Origin of the sequence: Natrinema sp. DC36 (genome assembly GCF_020405225.1) — an archaeon.
Lineage (GTDB): Archaea > Halobacteriota > Halobacteria > Halobacteriales > Natrialbaceae > Natrinema.
Genome location: NZ_CP084472.1, coordinates 1408602 through 1430306 on the forward strand (window position 1 = coordinate 1408602; position 21705 = coordinate 1430306).

At 65.0% G+C, this 21705-nt stretch carries 20 protein-coding genes; 14 read left to right on the top strand and 6 right to left on the bottom strand.

What is annotated here, in order from left to right:
* The first annotated feature begins 34 nt into the window (after positions 1-34).
* Positions 35-469 (top strand): PadR family transcriptional regulator, encoded by a 435-nt coding sequence (locus LDH74_RS07640; RefSeq protein ID WP_226041917.1) that lies wholly within the window; start codon positions 35-37, stop codon positions 467-469.
* On the top strand, positions 466-606 hold the full coding sequence (locus LDH74_RS07645; protein WP_226041918.1) for a hypothetical protein: 141 nt from the start codon (positions 466-468) through the stop codon (positions 604-606). The genes LDH74_RS07640 and LDH74_RS07645 overlap by 4 nt, the downstream gene beginning before the upstream one ends.
* Positions 607-703: 97 nt before the next feature.
* Here LDH74_RS07645 and LDH74_RS07650 read toward each other — a convergent pair whose 3' ends face one another.
* Positions 704-1171 carry a response regulator gene (locus LDH74_RS07650; RefSeq protein ID WP_226041919.1) on the bottom strand — a complete coding sequence of 156 codons (468 nt, stop codon included), beginning with the start codon at positions 1169-1171 and terminating at the stop codon, positions 704-706.
* A 140-nt stretch (positions 1172-1311) separates the two neighbouring features.
* Positions 1312-2346 carry a M48 family metalloprotease gene (locus LDH74_RS07655; protein WP_226041920.1) on the bottom strand — a complete coding sequence of 345 codons (1035 nt, stop codon included), beginning with the start codon at positions 2344-2346 and terminating at the stop codon, positions 1312-1314.
* Between the two features lie 245 nt (positions 2347-2591).
* On the opposite strand from LDH74_RS07655, the gene LDH74_RS07660 reads away from it, so the two are divergent.
* The 3 genes from LDH74_RS07660 to LDH74_RS07670 all read left to right on the top strand — a co-directional run bounded on the left by LDH74_RS07660 (position 2592) and on the right by LDH74_RS07670 (position 6501).
* Positions 2592-5000: an ATP-binding protein gene (locus tag LDH74_RS07660; RefSeq protein ID WP_226041921.1), complete on the top strand. Its 2409-nt coding sequence runs from the start codon at positions 2592-2594 to the stop codon at positions 4998-5000.
* Between the two features lie 245 nt (positions 5001-5245).
* Complete coding sequence (locus tag LDH74_RS07665) at positions 5246-5641, top strand: hypothetical protein (RefSeq protein ID WP_226041922.1); 396 nt, start codon at positions 5246-5248, stop codon at positions 5639-5641.
* Positions 5642-5907: 266 nt separating this feature from the next.
* Entirely contained in the window at positions 5908-6501 is a 594-nt protein-coding gene (locus tag LDH74_RS07670) for an NAD(P)H-dependent oxidoreductase (protein ID WP_226041923.1), read from the top strand.
* 113 nt (positions 6502-6614) lie between these two features.
* On the opposite strand, the gene LDH74_RS07675 is transcribed toward LDH74_RS07670, so the two are convergent.
* Entirely contained in the window at positions 6615-7259 is a 645-nt protein-coding gene (locus LDH74_RS07675; protein ID WP_226041924.1) for a hypothetical protein, read from the bottom strand.
* Positions 7260-7738: 479 nt separating this feature from the next.
* On the opposite strand from LDH74_RS07675, the gene LDH74_RS07680 reads away from it, so the two are divergent.
* From LDH74_RS07680 to LDH74_RS07705, 6 genes are all read left to right on the top strand, one after another.
* A complete protein-coding gene (locus tag LDH74_RS07680) occupies positions 7739-8263 on the top strand; it encodes a hypothetical protein (protein ID WP_226041925.1) in 525 nt (174 codons plus the stop codon).
* A gap of 247 nt (positions 8264-8510) precedes the next feature.
* The gene (locus tag LDH74_RS07685) at positions 8511-9563 is read left to right on the top strand and encodes a site-specific DNA-methyltransferase (protein ID WP_226041926.1); all 1053 of its coding nucleotides are present in this window, start codon (positions 8511-8513) and stop codon (positions 9561-9563) included.
* Between the two features lie 60 nt (positions 9564-9623).
* The gene (locus LDH74_RS07690; protein WP_226041927.1) at positions 9624-12779 is read left to right on the top strand and encodes a PAS domain S-box protein; all 3156 of its coding nucleotides are present in this window, start codon (positions 9624-9626) and stop codon (positions 12777-12779) included.
* 110 nt (positions 12780-12889) lie between these two features.
* Positions 12890-13189: a HalOD1 output domain-containing protein gene (locus LDH74_RS07695; RefSeq protein ID WP_226041928.1), complete on the top strand. Its 300-nt coding sequence runs from the start codon at positions 12890-12892 to the stop codon at positions 13187-13189.
* 408 nt (positions 13190-13597) lie between these two features.
* On the top strand, positions 13598-14473 hold the full coding sequence (locus tag LDH74_RS07700) for a universal stress protein (RefSeq protein ID WP_226041929.1): 876 nt from the start codon (positions 13598-13600) through the stop codon (positions 14471-14473).
* Positions 14474-14670: 197 nt separating this feature from the next.
* Positions 14671-16086, top strand: a complete 1416-nt coding sequence (locus LDH74_RS07705; protein ID WP_226041930.1) for an aryl-sulfate sulfotransferase — start codon at positions 14671-14673, stop codon at positions 16084-16086.
* Between the two features lie 99 nt (positions 16087-16185).
* On the opposite strand, the gene LDH74_RS07710 is transcribed toward LDH74_RS07705, so the two are convergent.
* Positions 16186-16707, bottom strand: a complete 522-nt coding sequence (locus LDH74_RS07710; RefSeq protein WP_226041931.1) for a VTT domain-containing protein — start codon at positions 16705-16707, stop codon at positions 16186-16188.
* A gap of 128 nt (positions 16708-16835) precedes the next feature.
* Here LDH74_RS07710 and LDH74_RS07715 point away from each other — a divergent pair, with 128 nt between their 5' ends.
* A complete protein-coding gene (locus LDH74_RS07715; protein ID WP_226041932.1) occupies positions 16836-17312 on the top strand; it encodes a metal-dependent hydrolase in 477 nt (158 codons plus the stop codon).
* A gap of 58 nt (positions 17313-17370) precedes the next feature.
* Here LDH74_RS07715 and LDH74_RS07720 read toward each other — a convergent pair whose 3' ends face one another.
* Entirely contained in the window at positions 17371-17868 is a 498-nt protein-coding gene (locus LDH74_RS07720) for a metal-dependent hydrolase (protein WP_226041933.1), read from the bottom strand.
* A gap of 102 nt (positions 17869-17970) precedes the next feature.
* Complete coding sequence (locus tag LDH74_RS07725; RefSeq protein ID WP_226041934.1) at positions 17971-18990, bottom strand: lysylphosphatidylglycerol synthase transmembrane domain-containing protein; 1020 nt, start codon at positions 18988-18990, stop codon at positions 17971-17973.
* A 124-nt stretch (positions 18991-19114) separates the two neighbouring features.
* On the opposite strand from LDH74_RS07725, the gene LDH74_RS07730 reads away from it, so the two are divergent.
* Positions 19115-20695 (top strand): sulfatase, encoded by a 1581-nt coding sequence (locus LDH74_RS07730; protein WP_226041935.1) that lies wholly within the window; start codon positions 19115-19117, stop codon positions 20693-20695.
* 135 nt (positions 20696-20830) lie between these two features.
* Entirely contained in the window at positions 20831-21691 is an 861-nt protein-coding gene (locus LDH74_RS07735) for a hypothetical protein (RefSeq protein WP_226041936.1), read from the top strand.
* Positions 21692-21705: the final 14 nt, after the last annotated feature.

Consider the following 21705-nt stretch of genomic DNA (forward strand, 5'->3'; position numbering starts at 1 on the left):
CACCACAAGCTCCCGAAACCACCCTCCGAAACCCATGCACGACGAAACCCCACAGAACCATGACCGGCCCGCTCGAGCGACCGAACCACCCCGAAACTACCCCGCGCCCGACGGCCGAACCGCGTGGATCGAACTCACCGCCTTCCAGCGCGACTGTCTCGAGGCCGTCACCCGCCTCGAGCGAACCCACATCCCCGCCCGCGAACCCGCGATCATCGACGAACTCGAGCGCGCCTACCCCAGCGTCACCCGCACCAGACTCGATCCGAACCTGCACGTGCTCGTGGGTCACGGCCTGCTCGAGAAGCGGCGACTCGGGGCCCATCGGTACGTGTATCCCCTCACCGACGACGGGCGCGCCCTCCTCATCCAGCGCGCCGAACGCCTCGCGCTCGCCTGCGAGATCGGCGCGACCGATTCCGACGCGGTCGACGCGAGCGCTCGCGAGCGCGGCGAGGGGAACGGATGACCGACTCGAGCGACGGGGCTCCGACGCGGTGCCCGAACTGCGACGCGGCGATTCCCGAACGCGATCCGCTGGTGGGCTGGTGGCTCTGTGACGACTGCGCGATCGCGGTCACCGATGCCGGCGAACGGATGACGTGACTCGAGCCGATGGTGAGACCGCCCCCTCGAGCCAGCGCAGAAAGGTACGCCGCAGAGACAGAGCGGAAACTCACGCCACGGAAACCCCCTTCGCCGGTCACTCCTCGCCGTCGGTTTTGATGATCGCGAACCAGAAGTCCTCGATCGACTGGACGAACTCGACGAACTCGTCGGTCTCGACCGGTTTTTGGATGTACTCGTCGGCCTCGAGGTCGTGGGATCGCACGATGTCTTCGCCCATCTTCGAACTCGTGAGGACGACGACGGGAATCTCGCTCAACACCGGTTCGCCCTTCAGTTCCGCGAGCACCTCCATCCCGCTCTTGCCGGGGAGCTGGGGCTCGAGCAGGATCAGATCCGGCTGCGGGACATCCGCGTAGTCACCGCGTTGATGCACGAACTCGAGCGCCGCCTCGCCGTCGGAGACCGTGTGAACGGCGTTCGCGATTTTCCCCTCCTCGAAGTTCTCCTCGAAGAGCCGCACGTCGCCGTGATTCGGCTCGACCAGTAAAATGTCGACCACCTCCCCCAGATCAGTTTCGCCGGTTTCGTCTGCCGAAGCCATACGTGGCTATACAACCGCAAGAATAAAACTGCAACTCTCTGGCCCGATTACTGTCAAGTAGTCGTTTCAGCGTCTCTCAGGGCTGCGTCCCCCGTTCGGCGGACCAGCCGCCCGCCGCCAACTGCGGGAACGCGGAATCGCTACTCGCGGCCGCCGGCTCCCGTCACTCGCTCGACGACCAGCCGCTCGAGGCGCTCGATCCGCCGCTCGGTGCTCGGATGGGTCCGAAACGGGCCCGGCGACGCGACCGCCGCCTCGCGCGGGAGAATATCCAGCGCGCTCGCCGACTTCGCCCAGGTACGCTTGTCCTCGCTCGGCCGCGAGCGGTCGTCCGAGAGCGTCTCGAGCGCGCTGGCGAGGTCGCTCGGCGCGCCCGTCAGTTCCGCGGCCCCCCTGTCGGCCGCGAACTCCCGACCGCGCGAGAGGACGGCGATCCCGAACTGACAGCACAGTCGCTGTCCCGTCGTGACGACCGTCAGGAGCGCCCACAGGACGAGCCGGGCCAGATAGGCCAGGGGCTGAGAGACCAACAGTTTCCGGGACGGCGGATCGTCCGACCCCACGTGTTCGGCGACCAGCATCGGAACGAGCACGAGATTCATGATGCGGCTGTCGCCGTTCGCGAGGTGGCTGATCTCGTGTGCGAGCACCGCCTCCAGTTCCCCCGTCGAGAGCCGATTTACGAGCCCCGTGGTGACGATGACGGTCCCGCTCGAGCGGCCGCCGACGGCGTACGACGCCGGCCGTCGGCGATCGGCGACGTAGACATCCGGCTCCGGAACGTCTCCCTGCTGGGCGAGCCGACGGGCCATCGCCGCCAGTTCGGGATGGGTTTCGGACGCCGGCGCGCCCGCTTTCCCGAGTTCCGCCTGGAACTCCCGGATTTCGTCCCGGACCGGCCAGTAGTAGAGGACCGGGAGCAGGGGAATCCCGCTCGCGACCGCGACGCGGAGGGGATGCGTGAACGTCCACTGCACCACTCCGACGTAGCCCCCGGAAAACGGCAGGAGCAGCGTCTCGAGCACGTAGAGGACGAGGAGGATCCCGAGCCACGCGAGCGAGCCGCCGACGACGATCGCCGTCGCGGCGATGAGTATCGAGACGACCGTCAGTACGGCCAGAGCGACGACCATCCGCCAGAGCAGTGACGCTCGAATCCGGGCACCTGATGTCATCATATTGCCACCTCTACACGAGATGCACGGTCACCGTCGGTCATTAGTGTTCCGCATCTGACTGATAGAACGAACGTCACCGACGCTCGAGGACGCCGGACGACCTGCCGAGTACGCTGTGACTTCTCGGAATGATCCCTCGGTCCCCCTACGAGGAAGCGAGCGTTCAGCCGCGGTACCCGACGGGTCTGACGGTTAATCGTCCGGGGAAGCTCTTATCCTCTGCCCCACGAAATGTACCACGAATGACTTCATCTCCTCGAGCGGATCTCGATCCCTCGACACGAGCCCGCATCCGCCAACAGGAGGCCGTCGCCGAACTCGGACAGCGCGCCCTCGAGATCGACGATCTCACGCGTTTGCTTCGAGAGGCGACAGCGACGATCGCCGAGACGCTCGAGACCGAGTTCGTGGCGGTGCTCGAGTCGCTGCCGGCGACTGACGAGTGCGTCCTTCGGCAGGGCGTGGGCTGGCGCGACGGGTGCGTCGGGACCGCGACGGTGTCGGCGACTCCCGACTCGCAGGCCGGCCGCGCGCTGCGCGCCGACGGGCCGGTCGTCGTGGACGATCTGCGAACCGACGAGCGGTTTTCCGATCCCGACCTCTTCACCGATCACGGCATCGTCAGCGGGATCAGCGTCAGTATCGGCTCGGGCGAGGAGCCGTGGGGCGTCCTGGCAGCCCACCCGACCGAACGGCGGGAGTTCGCGGAACACGACGCGAATTTCATCCGGAGCGTGTCGAACATCCTCGCGATGGCCGTCGAGAACGAACGGACGGAGCGTCGGTTCGAGGCGGTTTTCGACGACCCGAACATCCTCGTCGGCCTGCTCGAGCCGGACGGGACGGTGCTGGATATCAACCGGACGGCGATGGACTACATCGACGCCGACCTCGCGGACGTGATCGACGAGCCCTTCTGGGAGACGCCGTGGTGGGGGGACGGAGAGGGCGTTCAGTCCGACGTGAAAGAGTGGACCGAGCGAGCGGCGGCCGGCGAGTACGTCGAGTTCGAGACCGATATCGTCGGACGAAATGCGCAGCAATTCACGGTCAGCGGCGTCTTCAGACCCGTCACGAACGACGAGGGAGACGTCGTGTCGATCATCGTCTCCGATCGCGATATCACCGAACGCAAGGAGCACGAACGGTACCTTCGCGACGCGAAGGCACAGTTCGAGGCCGCGACCGAAGCCGGTGCGGTCGGGACGTGGGAATGGAAGATTCCCGAAGATCAGATGACCGTCGGAGCGTCGTTCGCCAAAACGTTCGGTATCGACCCTGACGACGCTCGCGACGGCGTTCCACTCGGACGGTTCACTGCTGCGATCCACGAGGACGATCGCGACCGCGTCGAAGCGCAAGTCGAGGACGCCGTCGAACGCTGCAGTGAGTACGAGGCGGAGTATCGCGTCTGGAATGCGGACGACGAACTCCGGTGGGTCGTCGCCCGCGGCCACGTCGAGAGCGACGAGGACGGCGATCCCGTCACGTTCCCCGGCGCGCTCACGGACATCACGGACCGAAAGCGGGCCGAACTCGAGGTCGAACGGCAGCGAAAGGAACTCGAGACGCTCTTCCAGGTGTTACCCGTCGGTGCGGTCGTGGCGAACGCGGACGGATCGCTGCTCAGAGCGAACGAGACGGCGAAGGAGATCTGGGGCGGCGACGTCTTCGACGCGGAGTCGGTCGCGGACTACGAGAAGTATTCGGCGGTGTGGGCGGAGCGCGGCGAACCGGTCGGACCCGATGATTGGACGATGGCGCAGGTACTGCAGGGCGAGGAAGTCGCGGAGCCGAACGTCTACGAGATCGAGCCGTTCGAGGGGGACCGACGAATCATCATGGAACACGGGATGCCGGTCCGGGACGATGACGGGAACGTTAGTCGCGCCCTCGTCACGCTTACGGACATCACCGAACGGCGCGAGTCACAGCGGAAACTCGAAGAGACGGTCGAGAAGCTCGAGGCGTCGAACGAGCGACTCGAGCAGTTCGCCTACGCCGCCTCGCACGACCTCCAGGAGCCCCTTCGCATGGTCACGAGCTACCTCCAGTTGCTCGACACCCGGTACGGTGACGCCTTCGACGAGGACGGGCGGGAGTTCCTCGAGTTTGCGGTCGACGGCGCGAACCGCATGAGCGAGATGATCGACGGCCTGCTCGAATACTCCCGCGTCGAGACGCGGGGCGATCCGCTCGAACCGATCGATCTCGACGCCGTGCTCGAGGACGTGATCGACGATCTCCAGTTACAGATCGAAGAGGCCGACGCCGAGATCGCGGTCGGCGATCTTCCCGTCGTCGAAGGCGACGCGAGTCAGTTGCGGCAGGTCTTCCAGAACCTCCTCGATAACGCGCTGACGTATCACGCGGACGGCCCGCCGCGGGTGGACGTCACCGCCGAGCGCCGAGACCGAGAGTGGGTTCTCTCGGTTCGCGACGAGGGGATCGGCATCGATCCGGATAAGCAGGATCGCGTGTTCACGGTCTTCGATCGCCTGCACAGCCGCGAGGAGTACGAGGGGACGGGAATCGGGCTGGCGCTCTGTCGACGGATCGTCGAACGCCACGGCGGAGCGATCTGGGTCGACTCCGAGCCCGGCGAGGGAACGACGTTCTCGTTGACGCTTCCGGCAGCGACTGAACCGTGAACGGCTTCGGGGAGATTCAGTCGTTGGCGGTCGATCGCCGAACGGCGTCGCATTCCGGCGGGACGACGGGTCGGCGGAATATCAGCTGAACGGGAAGACACCGATTCCACGGCCGTCGTCCGATCGGGTCCGTGCTGACTATCGCTTCCCCGCTCGTTCGACGGATCCACTCATCAACTACAGTTACTTATCAGCTCAAATATATTATCGGTGCCCTCAAATACGAAGCTCACGTTGCATTGCATATGAGCCAAACGCGATCCGCGGACGACTCGTCGGTACTGGTCGAACGAACGGCCGGATTAACGGCGGTACTCGGTGCGTTCATCATGGCATCGACGGTCGTCTTCACGATCACGGGCAACATGGGGATCCACAACGTCCTCGTGGGCGCTGTGACCGCACTCGTCGCCTCGGTACACGCGTACCGAACCGGCGAAAGCCGTACCCAGAGCATCGCCCTCGCCGCGGTCCTCGTGGTGCTCGGAATCTGGATCGCGGCGTCGCCGTTCGTTTTCGGAATCGAGCGAGAACTGGTGGTCGGAATCAATAGCCTCGGTGGGACGATCATCGCGATTCTCTCGCTCGTCGGTGTGTACGGAAGCGTCCGAACGACGGACACGACCGCGACGACCGCCTGACTCGAATGTACCCGTTTCGCGGCTGTCCGTTCTACTACGCTCGAGTGACAACGAAGCTGCCAGTCGCGAGCGGTTCGGCATGATCTTCCGCTCGAAGGAGTACGAGAGTACAACATCGAACCTGATCGCATGAGAACGATGCAATCAGCGCGTAAATCGGTCCTGTGCTACGATGGCCGTCACATGATGGGCGTCGTTCCGACCGAATCGTGTCAAAAACGGTCACGTTCGGGCGGCTTTTCCCGCTTCCGGTCGTCCGAATAGGCATGAGCGACAGCGATGTCCACATAGCAGCGCTCTGTGGCAGTCTCCGCGAGGAAAGTCACACACGGACCGCACTCGAAGCCACCCTCTCGGCCGCCGAACGGGCCGGCGCGACGACCGAGTTACTCGACCTCCGGGAGTACGACCTCCCGATATTCGACGCCGACCGGGACCGCGAGGACGCGGGCGATGCCGAAGCGCTGGCAACCCGGGTTCGCGACGCCGATACGATCATTCTCGGCTCGCCGATGTATCACGGATCGTACGCCTCGCCGCTGAAGACCGCGATCGACTACTGCGGGTTCGACGAGTTCGCGGACAAGACCGTCGGACTCCTCGCCGTTTCGGGCGGTGCCTTTCCCGTGACGACCCTGGAGCACATGCGATCGGTCTGCCGGGCGCTGAACGCGTGGGTGATCCCCCACGAGTCGGCGATTCCGAACGCGAGCGCCGCCTTCGAGGACGGCGAGTTCGTCGATCCGAAACTCGAGAAGCGGGTCACGACACTGGGTCGGCGGGCGGTGCAGTACGCGGCGATCGAGCCGGATCCGGACTCCTTCGAGAGCGATCAGAACGTGGGTGCAGCGGGGAAGTAAGCGGGATTCCCGCTCGAGGCGCACGCGTCACACGGACTACTGTCGGTCAGTCAGTTCTGGCGCACCCCCGATCCGCCATGCGGTGGGCCCGGACACGGTTACAACAGACCGTCTCAGGGGTCGAGAACCCGCTGGAATCGGTACTGGTGGGCGAGAAACGCGAACAGTCCGAAAACGAGCACACCGACGTGAAGCGCCTCGATCTCGAGAACGACCGTCGTGACCCCGAGCGAGATCGGTGGTGAGGAGAGGGCCCAGTCCGTAAACCAGGCGGTCGCGAGTAGCGCCGACGCGCCGACGGCCATCAGGAGTCCCGGGACCACCGGCGTGAACGTCACGCGCGTTGACGCGTGTCGTCTGAAGACGCGTCGCTCGAGGAGGAACTGCCCGGTGAGGATCCCGGTGAGGACGACGGTCGCGACGACGACGCCGGGAACGGCTCCGATCAGTTCGGCCACGAGCAGCCAGACGATCCACCCGGTCGTGAGCACGACCGTCACGCCGAGTCGCCGCGGTTGCAGGAGGTCGTCGATATCGCTGACCGTCGCGCCGAAGACGCCCGCCCTGAGCAGTGACCCGCAAAAGAGCACCCCGAGCCCCGCGAGTGCTGTCAACGTCGTTCGCGAATCGACGACGAGGACGAACCAGGACCCGACCGCGAGCATTTCGACGGCCGCGGCCGAGAGCGCCGCGGTGACGCCCACCACGCGTCGCCGCGTCGATCGGCCGAGAACCCCGGGCTGGCGGAAAACGCTCATACCCAGATCCGTTTCGAGCGAATCCCTTTCGTTATGGAAGGCGTTCTACACCTCCTTTCGCCCTCGTCGCGCCGATGAAACCTTATAGCACGGGAAGCAGTCGGTTTCTCGATCGACGGCGCGATCCGAGCGGCGGGCGGAGTCCTCGCGTCGCCCGTCGATCGAAGGCCTACTCGGCAGCCGTCAGCGCACGCGCGACCGACACGTGCTCAAGGCCCGCCGAAAGCGAACGTAGGAAGCGATTTCCCCGACGAAATCCCGCATATATCGGCTCTCGGGCCGGTTCTGTCGACCGTGATGCGAATCCAAGTCGACAGCGACCGACCGCGATGGCCGGTGAGCAGTCGGTCGCCAAGCCGGTAAACAACTAATTAAACAGTTTGTCTTTCGAAATCGGTCCCTGAAACGAGCGGGACCGGTGGGTCCGACGACGGAAACGGTGAACAGAACTATGTACGGTGGTGTGGTCGGAGCGAATTATGCCCGAGATGGAACAACAAGACAAAACGTTGTCCGAGCTCATCGTCAAGGAAGCAATCAACAAAGGAATGGACTCGCCGATGCGCGAGTCGATTCTCGAAGCTGTCGAAGAGTCTGAAGGATCGCGATCGGGCGGACGGCTACCGCTCGCGGGGGCCCTGTTCGGCCTCGGCGCAGCTGTGGGCTTTCTCGTGGGTCGTCAATCGCCCGAATTCGAGGGGTCACCGATCGAGGACCTCGAGGAGCCGGAGATCATCGAGGACGTCATGGAGTCGACCGAAATGACCGACGAGACGGAGGAGGAATCGGGTACCGGCTCGACATCGCGGCTCCCCCGACTGCTGCTCGCCGTGGGCGTGCTCGCCGGGGCCGCGTTCCTCCGTCGCCGCCTCGCCTCGGACGAGGAAGAGGAGTGGGAGCCGATCGAGGAGTTCGAACCGGCGACAAGCGGCGATTCGGACGATGAGTCGGAAGAGATGGAGGAGGCCGAGGCCGAGGAGACCGGCGAGGAAGGCGAGGAATAGGGTGAGGAAAGCGAAATAAGCGAAGTGTCGCGAGCCGCTCGAACGACCGAGTTCGTGGATTCGAACCGCCGCTCTTCGATCCGAACAGGCCCCGCCGATCTAAACAGCGTCTCTCCGAGTCGAACGACGCCCCTCCGGTTCGGCCAGTGCTCCGCTGAGCCGACCGGTGGCTCGGACCAGTTTTTTCGAATCCGTGTCGTCGCCCTGACGAAGGAGCTAAGGGACCGACGCAGACAGTATACGGTCAATGGAGACGACCCACCGCGTTTTCGCCGGTGATTCGCGCGATCTCTCGCGCGTGGCGGACGAGTCGGTCGAACTCGTCGTCACGTCGCCGCCGTATCCGATGATCGAGATGTGGGACGACCTCTTTACCGACCTCGATCCCGCGATCGGCGACGCGCTGGACGACGGCGACGGCCGGGCCGCCTTCGACGGGATGCACGATCAACTCGAGGCAGTCTGGGACGAACTCGAGCGGGTGCTCGTCGACGGCGGCATCGCCTGCATCAACGTGGGCGATGCGACCCGATCGGTCGACGGGAGCTTTCGGGTCTATCCGAACCACGCTCGCGTGCTCGCGGCGTTCGAGGAACGGGGATTCGATCCGTTGCCGGACGTGCTCTGGCGCAAACCAGCGAACAGCGCGGCCAAGTTCATGGGTAGCGGGATGATCCCGCCGAACGCTTACGTGACGCTGGAACACGAGTACATCCTAGTCTTCCGAAAGGGAGACCAGCGCCGCGCGTTCGAGCCGGGAGCCGACCGGCGCTACGAGGCCGCGTTCTTCTGGGAGGAGCGCAACCGCTGGTTCTCGGACGTCTGGACGGACGTCACGGGGGAGTTGCAGTCCCTCGAGGAGGCCGACGACGAACTCCGCCAGCGGTCGGCGGCCTACCCGCTGGTGATTCCCTACCGGCTGATCTGTATGTACTCCGCCTACGGCGACACCGTTCTCGATCCCTTCTGGGGCACCGGTACGACCTCGCTCGCGGCGATCTGTGCCGGCCGCAACTCGATCGGGTTCGAACTCGAGGACGCCTTCCTCGAGGTGTTCGACGACCGGATCGACGACGTGCCGGCGCTGTCGCGGTCGGTCGGCCGCGCTCGCCTCGAGCGTCACCGCGCGTTTGTCGAGCGCCGTCGCGAGGAGGGTGGGGCGTTCGAGTACGAGGCGGACTACTACGAGACGCCGGTCATGACCGATATGGAACGGGGAATCCGACTCCGAGAAGCCCGTGCTATCGATGAACGCAACGACGGGTACCTGGTCGATCACGGCCCGCTCGTCCTCGAGTAGGCCGCCTCTCGGAGCCGGAATCGACGCGAGCTTTTTCCCTCCTCCGCCCCCAGCAGGGGTATGGTTCGAAGTCTCGAGGAATCCGAGACGACGCCCGTCCACGCCCTTTCCGTCGGCTCGTCCGAGTGGATCCGGACGGCGACGGCGGGGCTCGCGGACGAAGCGGTGGCCGTCGCGGAATCCGTTCCGAACGCGTCCGACCTCACGGACGACCGGCTCGAGACGGTCGATTGCGTCCTGACCGACGACCGGGACGTCCTCGCGGCCGTCGACGGCTCGTGTCCGGTCGTCTACGCGGTCGATCCGGCCGCGAACGAGTCGATCGACCGACTCCGAGACGAGGGTGCGGCCGAAATCGTCGCCAAGACGACCATCCAGGAGCCGCCGTTGCTGACCCACCGGCTCCGGCGGACGGTGGAGTTCACCGCGATGGAGCGATCGGCCGACCGGCGGGTGGAATTGTATCGGACGTTGATCGAACAGTCGTCAGATCTGTTGATCGTCCTCGACGAAGAGGGAGCGGTCACCGACGTGAGTCCGGCAGTCGAACGCGTCGGGGGATTCACCTCGGATGAAATGTCCGGGACGAACATGCTCGACTTCGTCCACTCCGACGATGTGCAGACAGTCAAAGACGAGTTCGACGCCGTTTGCGAGGGGGAACTCGGCACCACGCGGACCGTCGAATACACGTGCAAACACGCGGACGGGTGCTGGTACGTCCACGAGGCCGTTCTCACGAACCGACTCGACGACAACACCATCGACGGCATCATCGCGTCGGTACGGGACATCACGGAGTTCCACCGCATCGAACGGGAGTTGAGCGAGTCGTTCAAACGCGTCACCGACTCGTTCTACGCCCTCGACGCGGACTGGCGGTTTACCTACGTCAACGACCGCGCGCTCGAAGTACTCGATCTCGAGCGATCCGACCTGGTCGGGAACCCCATCCTCGATGTCTTCCCGGAGATAGCGGGGACCCCGTTTCAGGACGCCGCCATCGAGGCGATGGAAACGCAGGAGGCGCGGACGGTCGAAGCCTACCTGGAGCCCTACGACGCGTGGATCGAGTCTCGGATTTACCCATCGCCGTCCGGAATCTCCGTCTACTGGCGGAACGTGACCGAGCGCGTCGAGCGCAAACGGGATTTGACTGAGTGGACGGAGCGATTACAGACGCTGGTCGAGAACGCGCCCGTCGTGTTGTTCGTCCTCGACGACGACGGGACCTTTACGCTCTCGGAAGGGCAGGGGCTCGCGAACCTCGGCTTCGAATCCGACGAAGTCGTCGGCCGATCGTTCTTCGACCTGCTCGAGGACTACCCCGCGGCCCGCGCCGACGCGAGAGACGCGCTCGATGGGGTGGCAGTCAACACGCGGAGACGGCTCGGAGACCGTATTTTCGAGACATCCCTCCGCCCGGTCGCGGATGACGGTTCCGTCGATCGCGTCATCGGTGTCGCCAACGATATCACCGAACGGGTCCAGTATCAGGAGGCGCTCAACGCGCTCCACGAGGCGACCAGTCACCTGTTGACGGTCGACTCGAAGGGGGGCGCCTGCGAGTACATCGTCGACATCGCGACCGAAGTGCTCGACCTCGAAACCGTCGTCTACCGATTCGACGAGGAAACGAACGAACTGCTGCCAGCGGCGTACTCGCCGGCCATCGAGTCGACGTTCGGTTCGCCACACCCGCTCCAGCCCGACGCCGGCGATCCGTGGCAGGCGTTCGTCGCCGGCGAACCGACGGTCCACGACGACGGAGCGGCCCGGATCGTCCGCGGTGAGGCGCCGGACGTTCGAAGCGGCCTCTCCGTTCCGCTCGGCGAACACGGCGTTCTCGTCGCGCTGTCGACCGAACCGGACGCGTACACTGACGAGACCGTCGAACTCGCCGAACTGTTCGCGACGACGGCGGAAGCCGCCCTCGACCGGATCGGCCGGAGCCGCCGGCTCCGCGAACGCGAACGCGAACTCAAGAAGCAGAACCGACACCTCGAGCGGCTCAACGCCGCCAACGAGGTGCGCCAAGAGGCCGAACAGCTCCTCTTGATGGCCGACTCTCGGAGCGAGATCGAACGTGGGGTCCCCGAGTGTCTGGCCGAACTCGAGTCGTGTTCGCTGGCCTGGTTCGGCGAACCCGACCCGAGCGGGAACAGCCTCGAGTCGCGATACCACGCCGGATTCGAACGGGGATATCTCGACGCGGTACCGATAACGACGGTGGACGAATCGGCCGCCGAACCGGCTGGTCGAGCGGCTCGAACGCGGAGCCCGGTCCACGTCGAGAACGTCGCTGAATCGGTTCACGACGGCGAATGGCGGGGTGAAGCGCTCTCGCGAAACTTCCAGTCCGCGTACGCGATCCCGCTGGTCTACGACGGATTTCTCTACGGCGTCCTCTCGATCTACGGGGAGCAACGGGGCGCGTTCGACGAGACGCTACGGTCGACGCTCGCGGAACTCGGCGAAACGATTGCGTACGCGATCGACGCCGTCAAACGGAAGAACGCGCTGTTCGGTGACGGTCTCACCGAAGTGGAACTCGAGGTCGCGGCGGACGCGACGCTGTGTCGGCTCGCCGAGTACCTTGGCGGGCCCGTGACGTACGAGGGTGCGACGGCGCGAGCCGACGGCGCCCAGTTCGTGTTCGCGGCCGTCGAAGAGCCGGTCGACGAATCGCTCACGGCTGCCGAATACACTGCTATCGAGGGAATCAGCGAGATCACCACGATCGCCGACCACGAGGACGAGACGTTGCTTCAGCTCCGGGTCACCGATTCCTTCCTGGGTTCGATCACCGATACCCACGGCGCGCGGTTGCGCGAGTTCGTGGCCAACGCGTCGGGCGGCCGCGCGATCGTCGACGTGCCGGATGCCGTCGAGATTCGCGACGTGTTGTCCGGTATCAGCCGAAGCGGGCCCTCGGTGTCGATGGTGGCCCGACGCGAGGGGGAAACCGACGACCGATCCACGGTCAGCGGTCCAGCGCGGAGCGCGCTTCTCGAGACGTTCACCGACCGCCAACGCGAGGTAGTCCAGACGGCCTATCACGGCGGCTTCTTCGAGTGGCCCCGCCGAGCGAACGGCGAGGAGATCGCCGGCTCGCTGGACATCTCCTCGCCCGCCTTTCATAAGCACATTCGATCCGCCGAACGAAAGCTGTTCGCGGCCCTGTTCGAGGGGGCGACCGCTTCCGAGGTTAATTGATTAACCGTCGGTCGGAGGGAGCGTTACACAGTTAACGATCAGGCTCTTTGCAACGACTCGTGAACCAAGGGACGACTTCCCACCTGCGTACTGGGGGTACGTACTAATCCATGACCGAGATGAGTTCACGATCACCGTCGACCGCGATGGGAGATCACTATTCCGTGCAATACGATAGACTCGACGACGAACCGCTCAGCGTTGCCGTGGCGGATGCCGTCGCAACATTCCAGAACGAGGACGTGACCGAACTCGAACCGCTCCATTACTCGATCAACGCCGACGCGCTCGAGCGACTGTTCGAACCCCGTGCGGACGGGCTTCGGTCCGGCGGATCGGTAACGTTCGAGTACAGCGATTGCCTGGTGACCGTCACCGCTGACGGTGAGATTCGCATCGACTCCAGCTAGCCGCTCGACTTGGGGTGGGGGATCGGCGTGATCCCGCATTCGTTCTTCGACTACTGAGGCCGAGCGCGAGCACCTCGCTCGTCGCTCTGACTCCGCTACGGATAGATACAGTAGCACGCTTTCTTTATTCAGAATCGTTCCTGAAACTGAATGAGGAGTTTCGGCAACTACAGATGCCAACATTTTGCTCTGCGCTCCCTCGCTAGCGCTCGGTCGCTCGGCAAAATGTTGATTAAAAGCACTCCTCCCTCCCCTACGGGTCGGTCGTCGGCCCGCTCGCTCACTCGGTTCGCTCGCGGTGAGTGTACACTTCTCCGCCTATACTGAGCGCGAGTTTCGCGGCCAACTCTAAATAAAGAGACCATACTACCAACAACTGATAAGCGGATCCGTCCCGAACGCTCGGCCATGTCCACTCGTATCCTCGTCCCGACCGACGGGAGCGATTCCGCGACGGCCGCCCTCGAGCACGTACTCGACGTCGCCGCCGATCGGGAGGCGACCGTTCACCTGCTCAACGTCGCCGACACGAACGAACCGAGCCTCACGCGCCTCGGCGACGACATCGTCGACGTGCTCGAGGGAGAGGGAAACGACATCCTTTCTGATGCCGCGGCGATGGCAGAGGACCGCGGCGTATCCGTGGTGGCGAACGTCGTTCAGGGCGATCCGCGAAAAGTGATCGTCGAGCGCGCCACCGCCGACGAGTTCGATCTCGTCGCGATGGGGGCCCACGGACGGCGCGGACTGGGGGAGTACGTCCTCGGGAGCGTCACGGATCACGTCGTGAACAGGAGCACCGTTCCGGTGTTGACCGTCCGCGCCGCCGACGAGGTGTCCCCGACGTTTCCCTACACGGACGTTCTCGTACCGACCGACGGGAGCGATCACGCGACGGCAGCGCTCGAACTAGCGTCGACGGTCGCCGAGCGACACGGCGCGCGACTCCACCTACTGTCCGTCGTCGACGAACTCCCGGAGGTGATCGACGCGGAGTCGGCCGAACTTCCCGAGCAGCTCGAGGAAAACGTCCAGGCGGTCCTGGACGACGCGGCGACGACCGCTACGCAAGCGGGCGTCGACGACATCACGACTACTATCGCCGCGGGGTCGGTGTCCCGAGAGATCACGACCTACGCCGACGAGCAGGATATCGATCTCGTCGTGATGGGAACGCACGGCCACACCGGCCTCGACCGGCACCTGCTCGGGAGCTTCACCGAGCGCGTGATCCGTACCTCGCCGGTTCCCGTCCTCACCACGCAGGCCCACGATGACGCGTGACCCACAGACCAGTGAGCCGAATCGGTCGTCCGAGCCGGCCCTCGGCCTGTCTCGTCCGGCGTTTCCCTCGCTCAGCGCGACCGTGCGATCGGGTCCTCGAGGCGCGGTCCGGTTAGAAAAAGTACTAGTACCTCGATTCGGAAACGAAGGACGATGGTTCCCCAACCGGCGCTCCGAAACGAGATGGTGACCGTACCGTGACCGACCGATCGCTCCCCTCGCTCGAGCGCGTCCGTTCGGAGATCACGAGAAATAGACTCCGGGCCGCGTTCGCCGTGCTTATCCTCGTCTCGGCCGCCGTCGTCGCCAGCGCGGCTGCCTCGGGCGGGATTTCGACGGCGTCGAAAGAAGACGTTCCGGACGCGCCGGAGACGGATAATCACACCGTCGTCACCGAATCGGGCCGCGCGGGGACGATTACGGCCTACCAGCCCAACGGCGAGGTCCTCTACTACAACAACTCGCGGACCAAGTACTTCGACGCTGACCCTGTCGAGGGTGACCCGCTGACCGTCGAGTACGCCGCGACGGACACGATTCACACGGAAGGCTCCAACTGCGGCGCGCCGCCGTGTACCCGCAACGTCATCGAGCGAGCCGACCTCGAGACCGGCGAGGTCGAGGTCCTCTACGAGCGATACGACTACAAGGAGTACGCCGGCGAGTGGCACGACGTCGATCGCATCAACGAGACCCACTTCGTCGTCGCCGACATGGTCGCTGACCAGGTGTTCATCGTCAACACCGAGACGGAGGTCGTCAACTGGCTCTGGGACGCCCAGAGCGACTTCCCGCTCGAGGGCGGTCACTCCTGGCCCCGCGACTGGGCCCACATCAACGACGTCGAGTACATCGAGGAGGGCCAGATGGAAGGCCGAATCATGGCCAGTCTGCGCAATCAGGACCAGGTCGTCTTCCTCGATCGGGAGGAGGGGCTGCTCGAGGACTGGACGCTCGGGAGCGAAAACGAGCACGACGTCCTCCACGAACAGCACAACCCCGATTTCATTCCCGAGAGTCAGGGCGGCCCGGCCATCCTCGTCGCTGACTCCGAGAACGCTCAGATCAAAGAGTTCCAGCGCGAGGACGGCGAGTGGACCCAGACCTGGCTCTGGGAAGACGATCAGATCCAGTGGCCCCGGGACGCCGACCGACTTCCGAACGGGAACACGCTGATCTCCGACACCCACGGCAACCGGGTCATTGAGGTCAATCAGTCCGGCGAGATCGTCTGGGAGGTCGGTTCCAGCCTCCCCTACGAATCCGAGCGCCTCGAGACCGGTGACGAAAGCGAGGGCGGCCAGAGCGCCCAGGCACTCGGCCTCGAAAACCGAACTGAAGCCGAGAGCAGCGGTGGCGGCGGCGGTGGCGGAGGGGGCTTCAGCTTCAGCCCGCTCGGATTCCTCGGTGATCTCATCGAGTCGATCCTCCCACACCGGATCTACAACGCCCTCCTCTTCGTCAGTCCGGTCTGGATGGGGTCCTCGGAGTTCGCCGCCATCGGCGTCGCGCTCCTGACCGGCCTGACGTGGATCGGCACCGAGACCAGGTGGCAGCTCCGCGACAGAGGCGTCAGGTTCCGCATCCCGGTCTACCGACAGGGCGGAAACTGAGCCGTCGCGAAAGCGATTTTCGATTTTGCGGTTCGGTAAATCAGGAACGCGAAACTGTACTGAGAAGCACCGTCTACGGGGGCCGAATCCGTCGCTCGGTCACGCCAACAGATGGCCGCCGGCGAGGTAGAGGGTCGCGAGGATCGTCTGGAAGGACAGCGAACCGATCGCCGACAGCGCGACGAACGAGCGGCCGTCCATCTCCGAGAGCCCGGCGGGGATCGTCAGCAGTCCGCGAACGAATAGCATCGTATTGCTCACGGGAACGGCCAGGCCGCCCCACCGATCGAACCAGCCGTCGAAGCGCTCGAGTCGCGATTCGGTGATGGGAAACCATCGCTTTTGCAGGACGTACTCCCGACCGGCGCGACGGACGAGACAGAAGAGACAGAACTGGCCGACCGTCGTTCCGACGACCGCGATGGCGACGATCACGATCACCTCCGGGATCGACGACCCGATCAGTGCCAGCGCGGCCGGGACGACGAGTTCGCTCGGCATAAACCGCAGGAGCATCGCTCCCTCGAGAACGCAGATACCGAAGAACACCGCTAACGCGAGCTCCGACGTGAACATCGACTCGAGCCAGGGCGGTAGTCCCTCGGTTTGCAACGGATCCATGCCCGGTTCGTATTCGGTCCTGAATGTAAGCACTGTTGATTCGCCAGCAGCCTCGACCGCGTTCGTCCGAGTCCATTCGGCGACCGAAACCATAAGTTACGTGGTGGGATCGATCGAACCCGTACGCGATGGAACTCGAACGCGGATTGTTTCTCGCGGGCGCGTTCGCGACTCACGCGTTCGTCGGTTACGCCCTCGTCCGCGGACTCACCGACGAAGACCCGCGGATCGGGCTCATCTTCGGCCTTCTCCCTGACGCTGACTTTCTCTTTCCCGCGGGATGGGGATGGCCGTTCGTCCACCGCGGCGTAACCCACACGCCACTGTTCGCGCTCACAATCGTCATCGGCGGCTACGCGGTCGGCCGACGGCTGAATCGAGAGGACTGGCGCGGCCGGGGTCTGGCGGTCGCCGTCGGGCTGGCGATCGGCTCGCACCTCGCGATCGACTCGCTCTCGCCGAAGGGGATCGACTGGCTGTTCCCCCTCCGGACGAGCTGGAGCCCCGGACTGGCGGTTCATAGTCCAACCGCGACGGTACTGCTCTGGGCCGCATCGATCGGTATCCTCGCGTGGGGCGCGGACGAACTCCCGTCGATTCGGTGAGGCCTCGAGTCGGAGACGCGACGCGCGGCAGCCGTGACCACAGGAGCTGTGCGGTCGGTTACCCCGTCGGAACCGCCGCTATCGGCAGCCACACCGTTAGAAGCAGTGACGTGAACAGGGCGGCCGAACCGGCGAGCAGGAACGCGCGATTGATCCGGCCGTTCTTTGATTTGAACCAGTCGAGCGTGACGTGAACCCGCCAGACGGGGGCGAACGGACTGATTCCCATCGGCGTCACGACGTCACCGGCGAGGTGGGCGAGGATACCGCCGGTGCCGACGACGAACCCGAACGCGAACGCGTCCGGCGTCGAGGGGACCGCGATGGCGGTCCCGACGCCGGCGATCAGCCCGACGAGGACGGCGAACCAGACAGTGTGCGTCGGCCCGCGGTGTCGGAGCCACGGCAGCGGCTCATCCATATCCGGGAGGTTGGCCACGCCGACGGCCACGAGCGCCCCGACCAGCGCTAGCTCGAGCGACCAGACGCGGCTCACCAGGGGCAGAAACGGCGCGTACAGCAGGGCGTTGAATCCGGCGTGTCCGTCTCGGTACATACCGACCGACCGACCGTTCATCGGAGCCGGACGGAAATTAACTGCTCGGTCGCTCCGGCGGGCAGGGAGTCGCTACAACGTCCGATCGTCCGCTGTTCGGAGTCACCGCACCGCCCGGACGCCGAACGCCGACACGGCCAGGCCGCCGATCAGGATCGGCATCCAGTAGATCGCACCGCGGAAGATGAGGACGGCCGCGGTGATGACCGATGCCTGGATTCCGGTCGTCGGAACGAGCAGCGTGACGAACGCGGCCTCGATCCCGCCGAGTCCCCCCGGAAGGGGCGCAGCGCCGGCGAGGTTCGCCAGCGGGATGACGAAGAGCAGGACGTACGGCGGGACGGGGGAGCCCAGCGCGGCGAACGCGGCCATGAGCGCGGCGACCTGAAAGAGCCAGCCACAGAGCGACAGTCCGATGACGGCGGACAGTCGCCACCGGTCCGTCGCCACGCGTTCGATGTTCTCGAAGAATCGCCCCAGTCGGTCGGCGATGTCCTCCTCGAGCGTCTCGGACTCGAAGCGCTCGAGCCCCAGCCGGTTGAGTCGGGGGGCGACGATCCCGGGGAGCCGGTCGACGATCGCCTGGTGGTACCGCCAGACGAGCCCCATGCCGATGACGATTCCCGCGATCAGCACGACCGCCGACCCGACCGCCGTCACGAGGCGATCGCCGAGCGCGGCGGTGGTCGCGTAGTAGCCGACGCCGACGAGGATGAGCGAGACCGAGGGAACGACGTTGAGGACGTCGACGCTCGCGATGCCGACGAGGCTGGTCTCGTAGCGGGCGTCGGAGGTTTTCGAGATGAGCAGCGCCGCGACCGGTTCGCCGCCGGCCTGTCCGAACGGGGTGACGTTGTTGGCGAAGACGGCACCGGCGTAGATGAAAAACGACTTCCCGACCGGGATTCCGATGCCGAGCGCGGCGAGGACGGTCCGGAGCATCAGGCTCCAGGCGGCCAGCCAGCAGAGCGCGAGCGCGAACGTCGCGGCGACCAGCGACGGCTCGGCCGACAGCAACGAATCGAGGATGTCGCGCGCGCCGACGACGAAAAAGAGGACGGCAAAGACCGCGATCGTGCCGATGGCCCCGATGATGAACGCCCGCCGATTTCGCTCGTCCATGGCTGGTATGAATCGTCAGTTACCTTGAAACATCTGATCATCGCTGACCGGAGAGCGCGGCCGTGACGGGTGGCCGTTCGTCCCTTCAATCGTTTTATTGGCATGGAGAAAAGTGAGGCCAGTAATGGATAGGACACCGCAATCGAACGTCCTCTTCGTCGTTCTGGATACGGTCCGGAAGGATCGTCTCGAGCCCTACGGGTACGAGCGGGAGACCACGCCCGAGCTGTCCCGGTTCGCCGAGGAGGCGACCGTCTTCGAATCGGCGGTCGCGCCCGCACCGTGGACGCTTCCGGTTCACGCCTCGCTGTTTACCGGTCGGTATCCGAGCCAGCACGGGGCCGACCAGGGGAGTCCGTATCTCGACGACGAGACGACCCTCGCGTCGATCCTCTCGACGGCCGGCTACGACACGGCCTGTTACTCCTCCAACGCCTGGATCACCCCCTACACCGGCCTCACCGACGGGTTCGACGATCAGGACTCGTTCTTCGAGGTTCTCCCCGGCGACGTGCTCTCCGGGCCGCTGGCCAGCGTGTGGCAGACCGTCAACGACAACGACTACCTCCGCGATCTGGCGTCGAAGCTCGTCCACGTCGGCGCGATGGCTCACTCCAAACTCGCCAGCGGCGAGGGGGCGGACTCGAAGACGCCGACGGTGATCGATCGGACCAGGTCCTTCATCGACGACAGCGAGAGCGACGACGGCTGGTTCACCTTCGTCAATCTAATGGACGCCCACCTGCCGTACTACCCGCCCGAGGAGTACCGCGAGGAGTTCGCGCCCGGCGTCGACCCCGACGATGTCTGCCAGAACTCCAAGGAGTACAACTCCGGCGCGCGGGAGATCGACGACGACGAATGGGAGGACATTCGCGGCCTCTACGACGCCGAAATCGCCCACATGGACGCCGAACTCGGCCGCCTGTTCGACTGGCTCCGCGAGACCGGCCAGTGGGAGGAGACGACCGTCGTCGTTGCGGCCGACCACGGCGAACTCCACGGCGAACACGACCTCTACGGCCACGAGTTCGCCCTCTACGACCAGCTCATCAACGTCCCGCTGCTGGTCAAACATCCCGATCTCGAGGCCGACCGGCGCGACGACCTCGTCGAGTTGCTCGATTGTTATCACACGGTGCTCGACGTACTGGACGTCGATCCCGATGCAATCGGACGGACGGACGGTGACGGCCACTCCGACCGCGTCGTCGCTCGCGACTCGACGCGCTCGTTGCTCTCGAGGGAGTATCGCGCGTTCGACGGGGTTGCGGATCCCGACGCCGGCCAGCGCGCCGTCCTCGAGGGCGAGGGGGACGACTACGCGTTCGTCGAGTACGCCCAGCCGGTCATCGAACTGCATCACTTGGAGGAGAAAGCGAGCGAGGCCGGCATCGACCTGCCGGACGATCACCGCGCCTACTCGCGGTTGCGCGCCGCCCGGAGCACGGACGCGAAGTACGTCCGCGCGGACCGCATCCCCGACGAAGGGTACCGGCTCGACGAGGATCCCGCGGAGCGAACGTCGGTCGATCCGGCCGACGACGATATCGTCGCTGCGACCGAACGGGCGCTGGCTCGCTTCGAGGGGGAAGTCGGCGGCGCGTGGGACGACCCGACGGAGACCGACGACGCGGCCGACGCTCTCGACGAGGCCGACGAGGAGACCCGCGATCGGCTGCGGGAGCTCGGCTATCTCGAGTAACGCCTCGGCTCGACGAGCGCGCGGATCGACACGGCGGAACGAAACCGGTGTGTACCGGGAGAATAGGGCCGGTTTCGGTGACTTTCCGGGAACCAATAAGAATACGTAGGTCGACTCAAAAGGTAGCGCCAACTAATGCAGGACCAGCACTTCCTCGAGTCGGATTGGGATTACTGTCTGGTGCTGGATGCGTGCCGGTACGACGTGTTCAGCGACGTATACGACGAGTACCTCGACGGGACGTTGGAGAAGCGCTGGAGCACCGGCTCGTCGACTCCGGAGTGGGCCTATCGGACATTTACCGACGAACACGATATCGCGTACTTCTCGGGGAACCCCTTCATCAACAACCTGGGGATTCCGCTGAACGAACTGAAGTGGGGGGCCAGTTGCGACTACGAGTGGACCGCCTCGGACCACATCAGCGACGTCTTCGACGTGTGGAAGTCCGGCTGGGACGACGACCTCGGGACGGTCCCCCCGGACAGTCTGGCGGAGGCGTACTACGACAATCAGGACGCGGTCGAGACGACGGATCGGACGGTACTCCACTACATGCAGCCACACGCGCCATACCTCTCCCGCGGGAAGGGTCAGAAGCTCAAACAGATCCAGAAGGGAATCCGGAAACAGGAGGAAGCCGAAACGGAACCCGACGGCGGTGGCGGTGCCCTCTCATCGCTCGGCGATACGATCCGCCCGAAGGTGGAGAACACACTCGAGGGCAGCGAACTCGCCCAGAAGGCGGGCCTCTGGCTCGAACTCGACCCAGCCGACCTCGTCAAGAACGGCACTCGGGAGGCCGCCATGGAACTCTACGAGGAGAACCTGCGGATCGCCCTCGAGTCCGTCGCCGACGTGGCTTCGGAGCTGGACGGCAATGTCGTCGTGACCGCGGACCACGGGGAAGCCTTCGGCGAGGAGGGCATCTGGGAACACCACATCGAGACGCACATCCCGGCGCTCATGGAGGTGCCGTGGCTCGAAGTCGAGTAACGCCGCGCTCGGAC

Bases quoted from the DNA above. Each gene is read 5' to 3' on its own strand.
- LDH74_RS07655 (WP_226041920.1), bottom strand. From the start codon at position 2,346: ATGACATCAGGTGCCCGGATTCGAGCGTCACTGCTCTGGCGGATGGTC.
- LDH74_RS07700 (WP_226041929.1), top strand. From the start codon at position 13,598: ATGTCCACTCGTATCCTCGTCCCGACCGACGGGAGCGATTCCGCGACG.
- LDH74_RS07735 (WP_226041936.1), top strand. From the start codon at position 20,831: ATGCAGGACCAGCACTTCCTCGAGTCGGATTGGGATTACTGTCTGGTG.
- LDH74_RS07660 (WP_226041921.1), top strand. From the start codon at position 2,592: ATGACTTCATCTCCTCGAGCGGATCTCGATCCCTCGACACGAGCCCGC.
- LDH74_RS07645 (WP_226041918.1), top strand. From the start codon at position 466: ATGACCGACTCGAGCGACGGGGCTCCGACGCGGTGCCCGAACTGCGAC.
- LDH74_RS07640 (WP_226041917.1), top strand. From the start codon at position 35: ATGCACGACGAAACCCCACAGAACCATGACCGGCCCGCTCGAGCGACC.
- LDH74_RS07680 (WP_226041925.1), top strand. From the start codon at position 7,739: ATGCCCGAGATGGAACAACAAGACAAAACGTTGTCCGAGCTCATCGTC.
- LDH74_RS07675 (WP_226041924.1), bottom strand. From the start codon at position 7,259: ATGAGCGTTTTCCGCCAGCCCGGGGTTCTCGGCCGATCGACGCGGCGA.
- LDH74_RS07710 (WP_226041931.1), bottom strand. From the start codon at position 16,707: ATGGATCCGTTGCAAACCGAGGGACTACCGCCCTGGCTCGAGTCGATG.
- LDH74_RS07670 (WP_226041923.1), top strand. From the start codon at position 5,908: ATGAGCGACAGCGATGTCCACATAGCAGCGCTCTGTGGCAGTCTCCGC.
- LDH74_RS07665 (WP_226041922.1), top strand. From the start codon at position 5,246: ATGAGCCAAACGCGATCCGCGGACGACTCGTCGGTACTGGTCGAACGA.
- LDH74_RS07685 (WP_226041926.1), top strand. From the start codon at position 8,511: ATGGAGACGACCCACCGCGTTTTCGCCGGTGATTCGCGCGATCTCTCG.
- LDH74_RS07690 (WP_226041927.1), top strand. From the start codon at position 9,624: ATGGTTCGAAGTCTCGAGGAATCCGAGACGACGCCCGTCCACGCCCTT.
- LDH74_RS07725 (WP_226041934.1), bottom strand. From the start codon at position 18,990: ATGGACGAGCGAAATCGGCGGGCGTTCATCATCGGGGCCATCGGCACG.
- LDH74_RS07695 (WP_226041928.1), top strand. From the start codon at position 12,890: ATGACCGAGATGAGTTCACGATCACCGTCGACCGCGATGGGAGATCAC.
- LDH74_RS07730 (WP_226041935.1), top strand. From the start codon at position 19,115: ATGGATAGGACACCGCAATCGAACGTCCTCTTCGTCGTTCTGGATACG.
- LDH74_RS07720 (WP_226041933.1), bottom strand. From the start codon at position 17,868: ATGTACCGAGACGGACACGCCGGATTCAACGCCCTGCTGTACGCGCCG.
- LDH74_RS07650 (WP_226041919.1), bottom strand. From the start codon at position 1,171: ATGGCTTCGGCAGACGAAACCGGCGAAACTGATCTGGGGGAGGTGGTC.
- LDH74_RS07715 (WP_226041932.1), top strand. From the start codon at position 16,836: ATGGAACTCGAACGCGGATTGTTTCTCGCGGGCGCGTTCGCGACTCAC.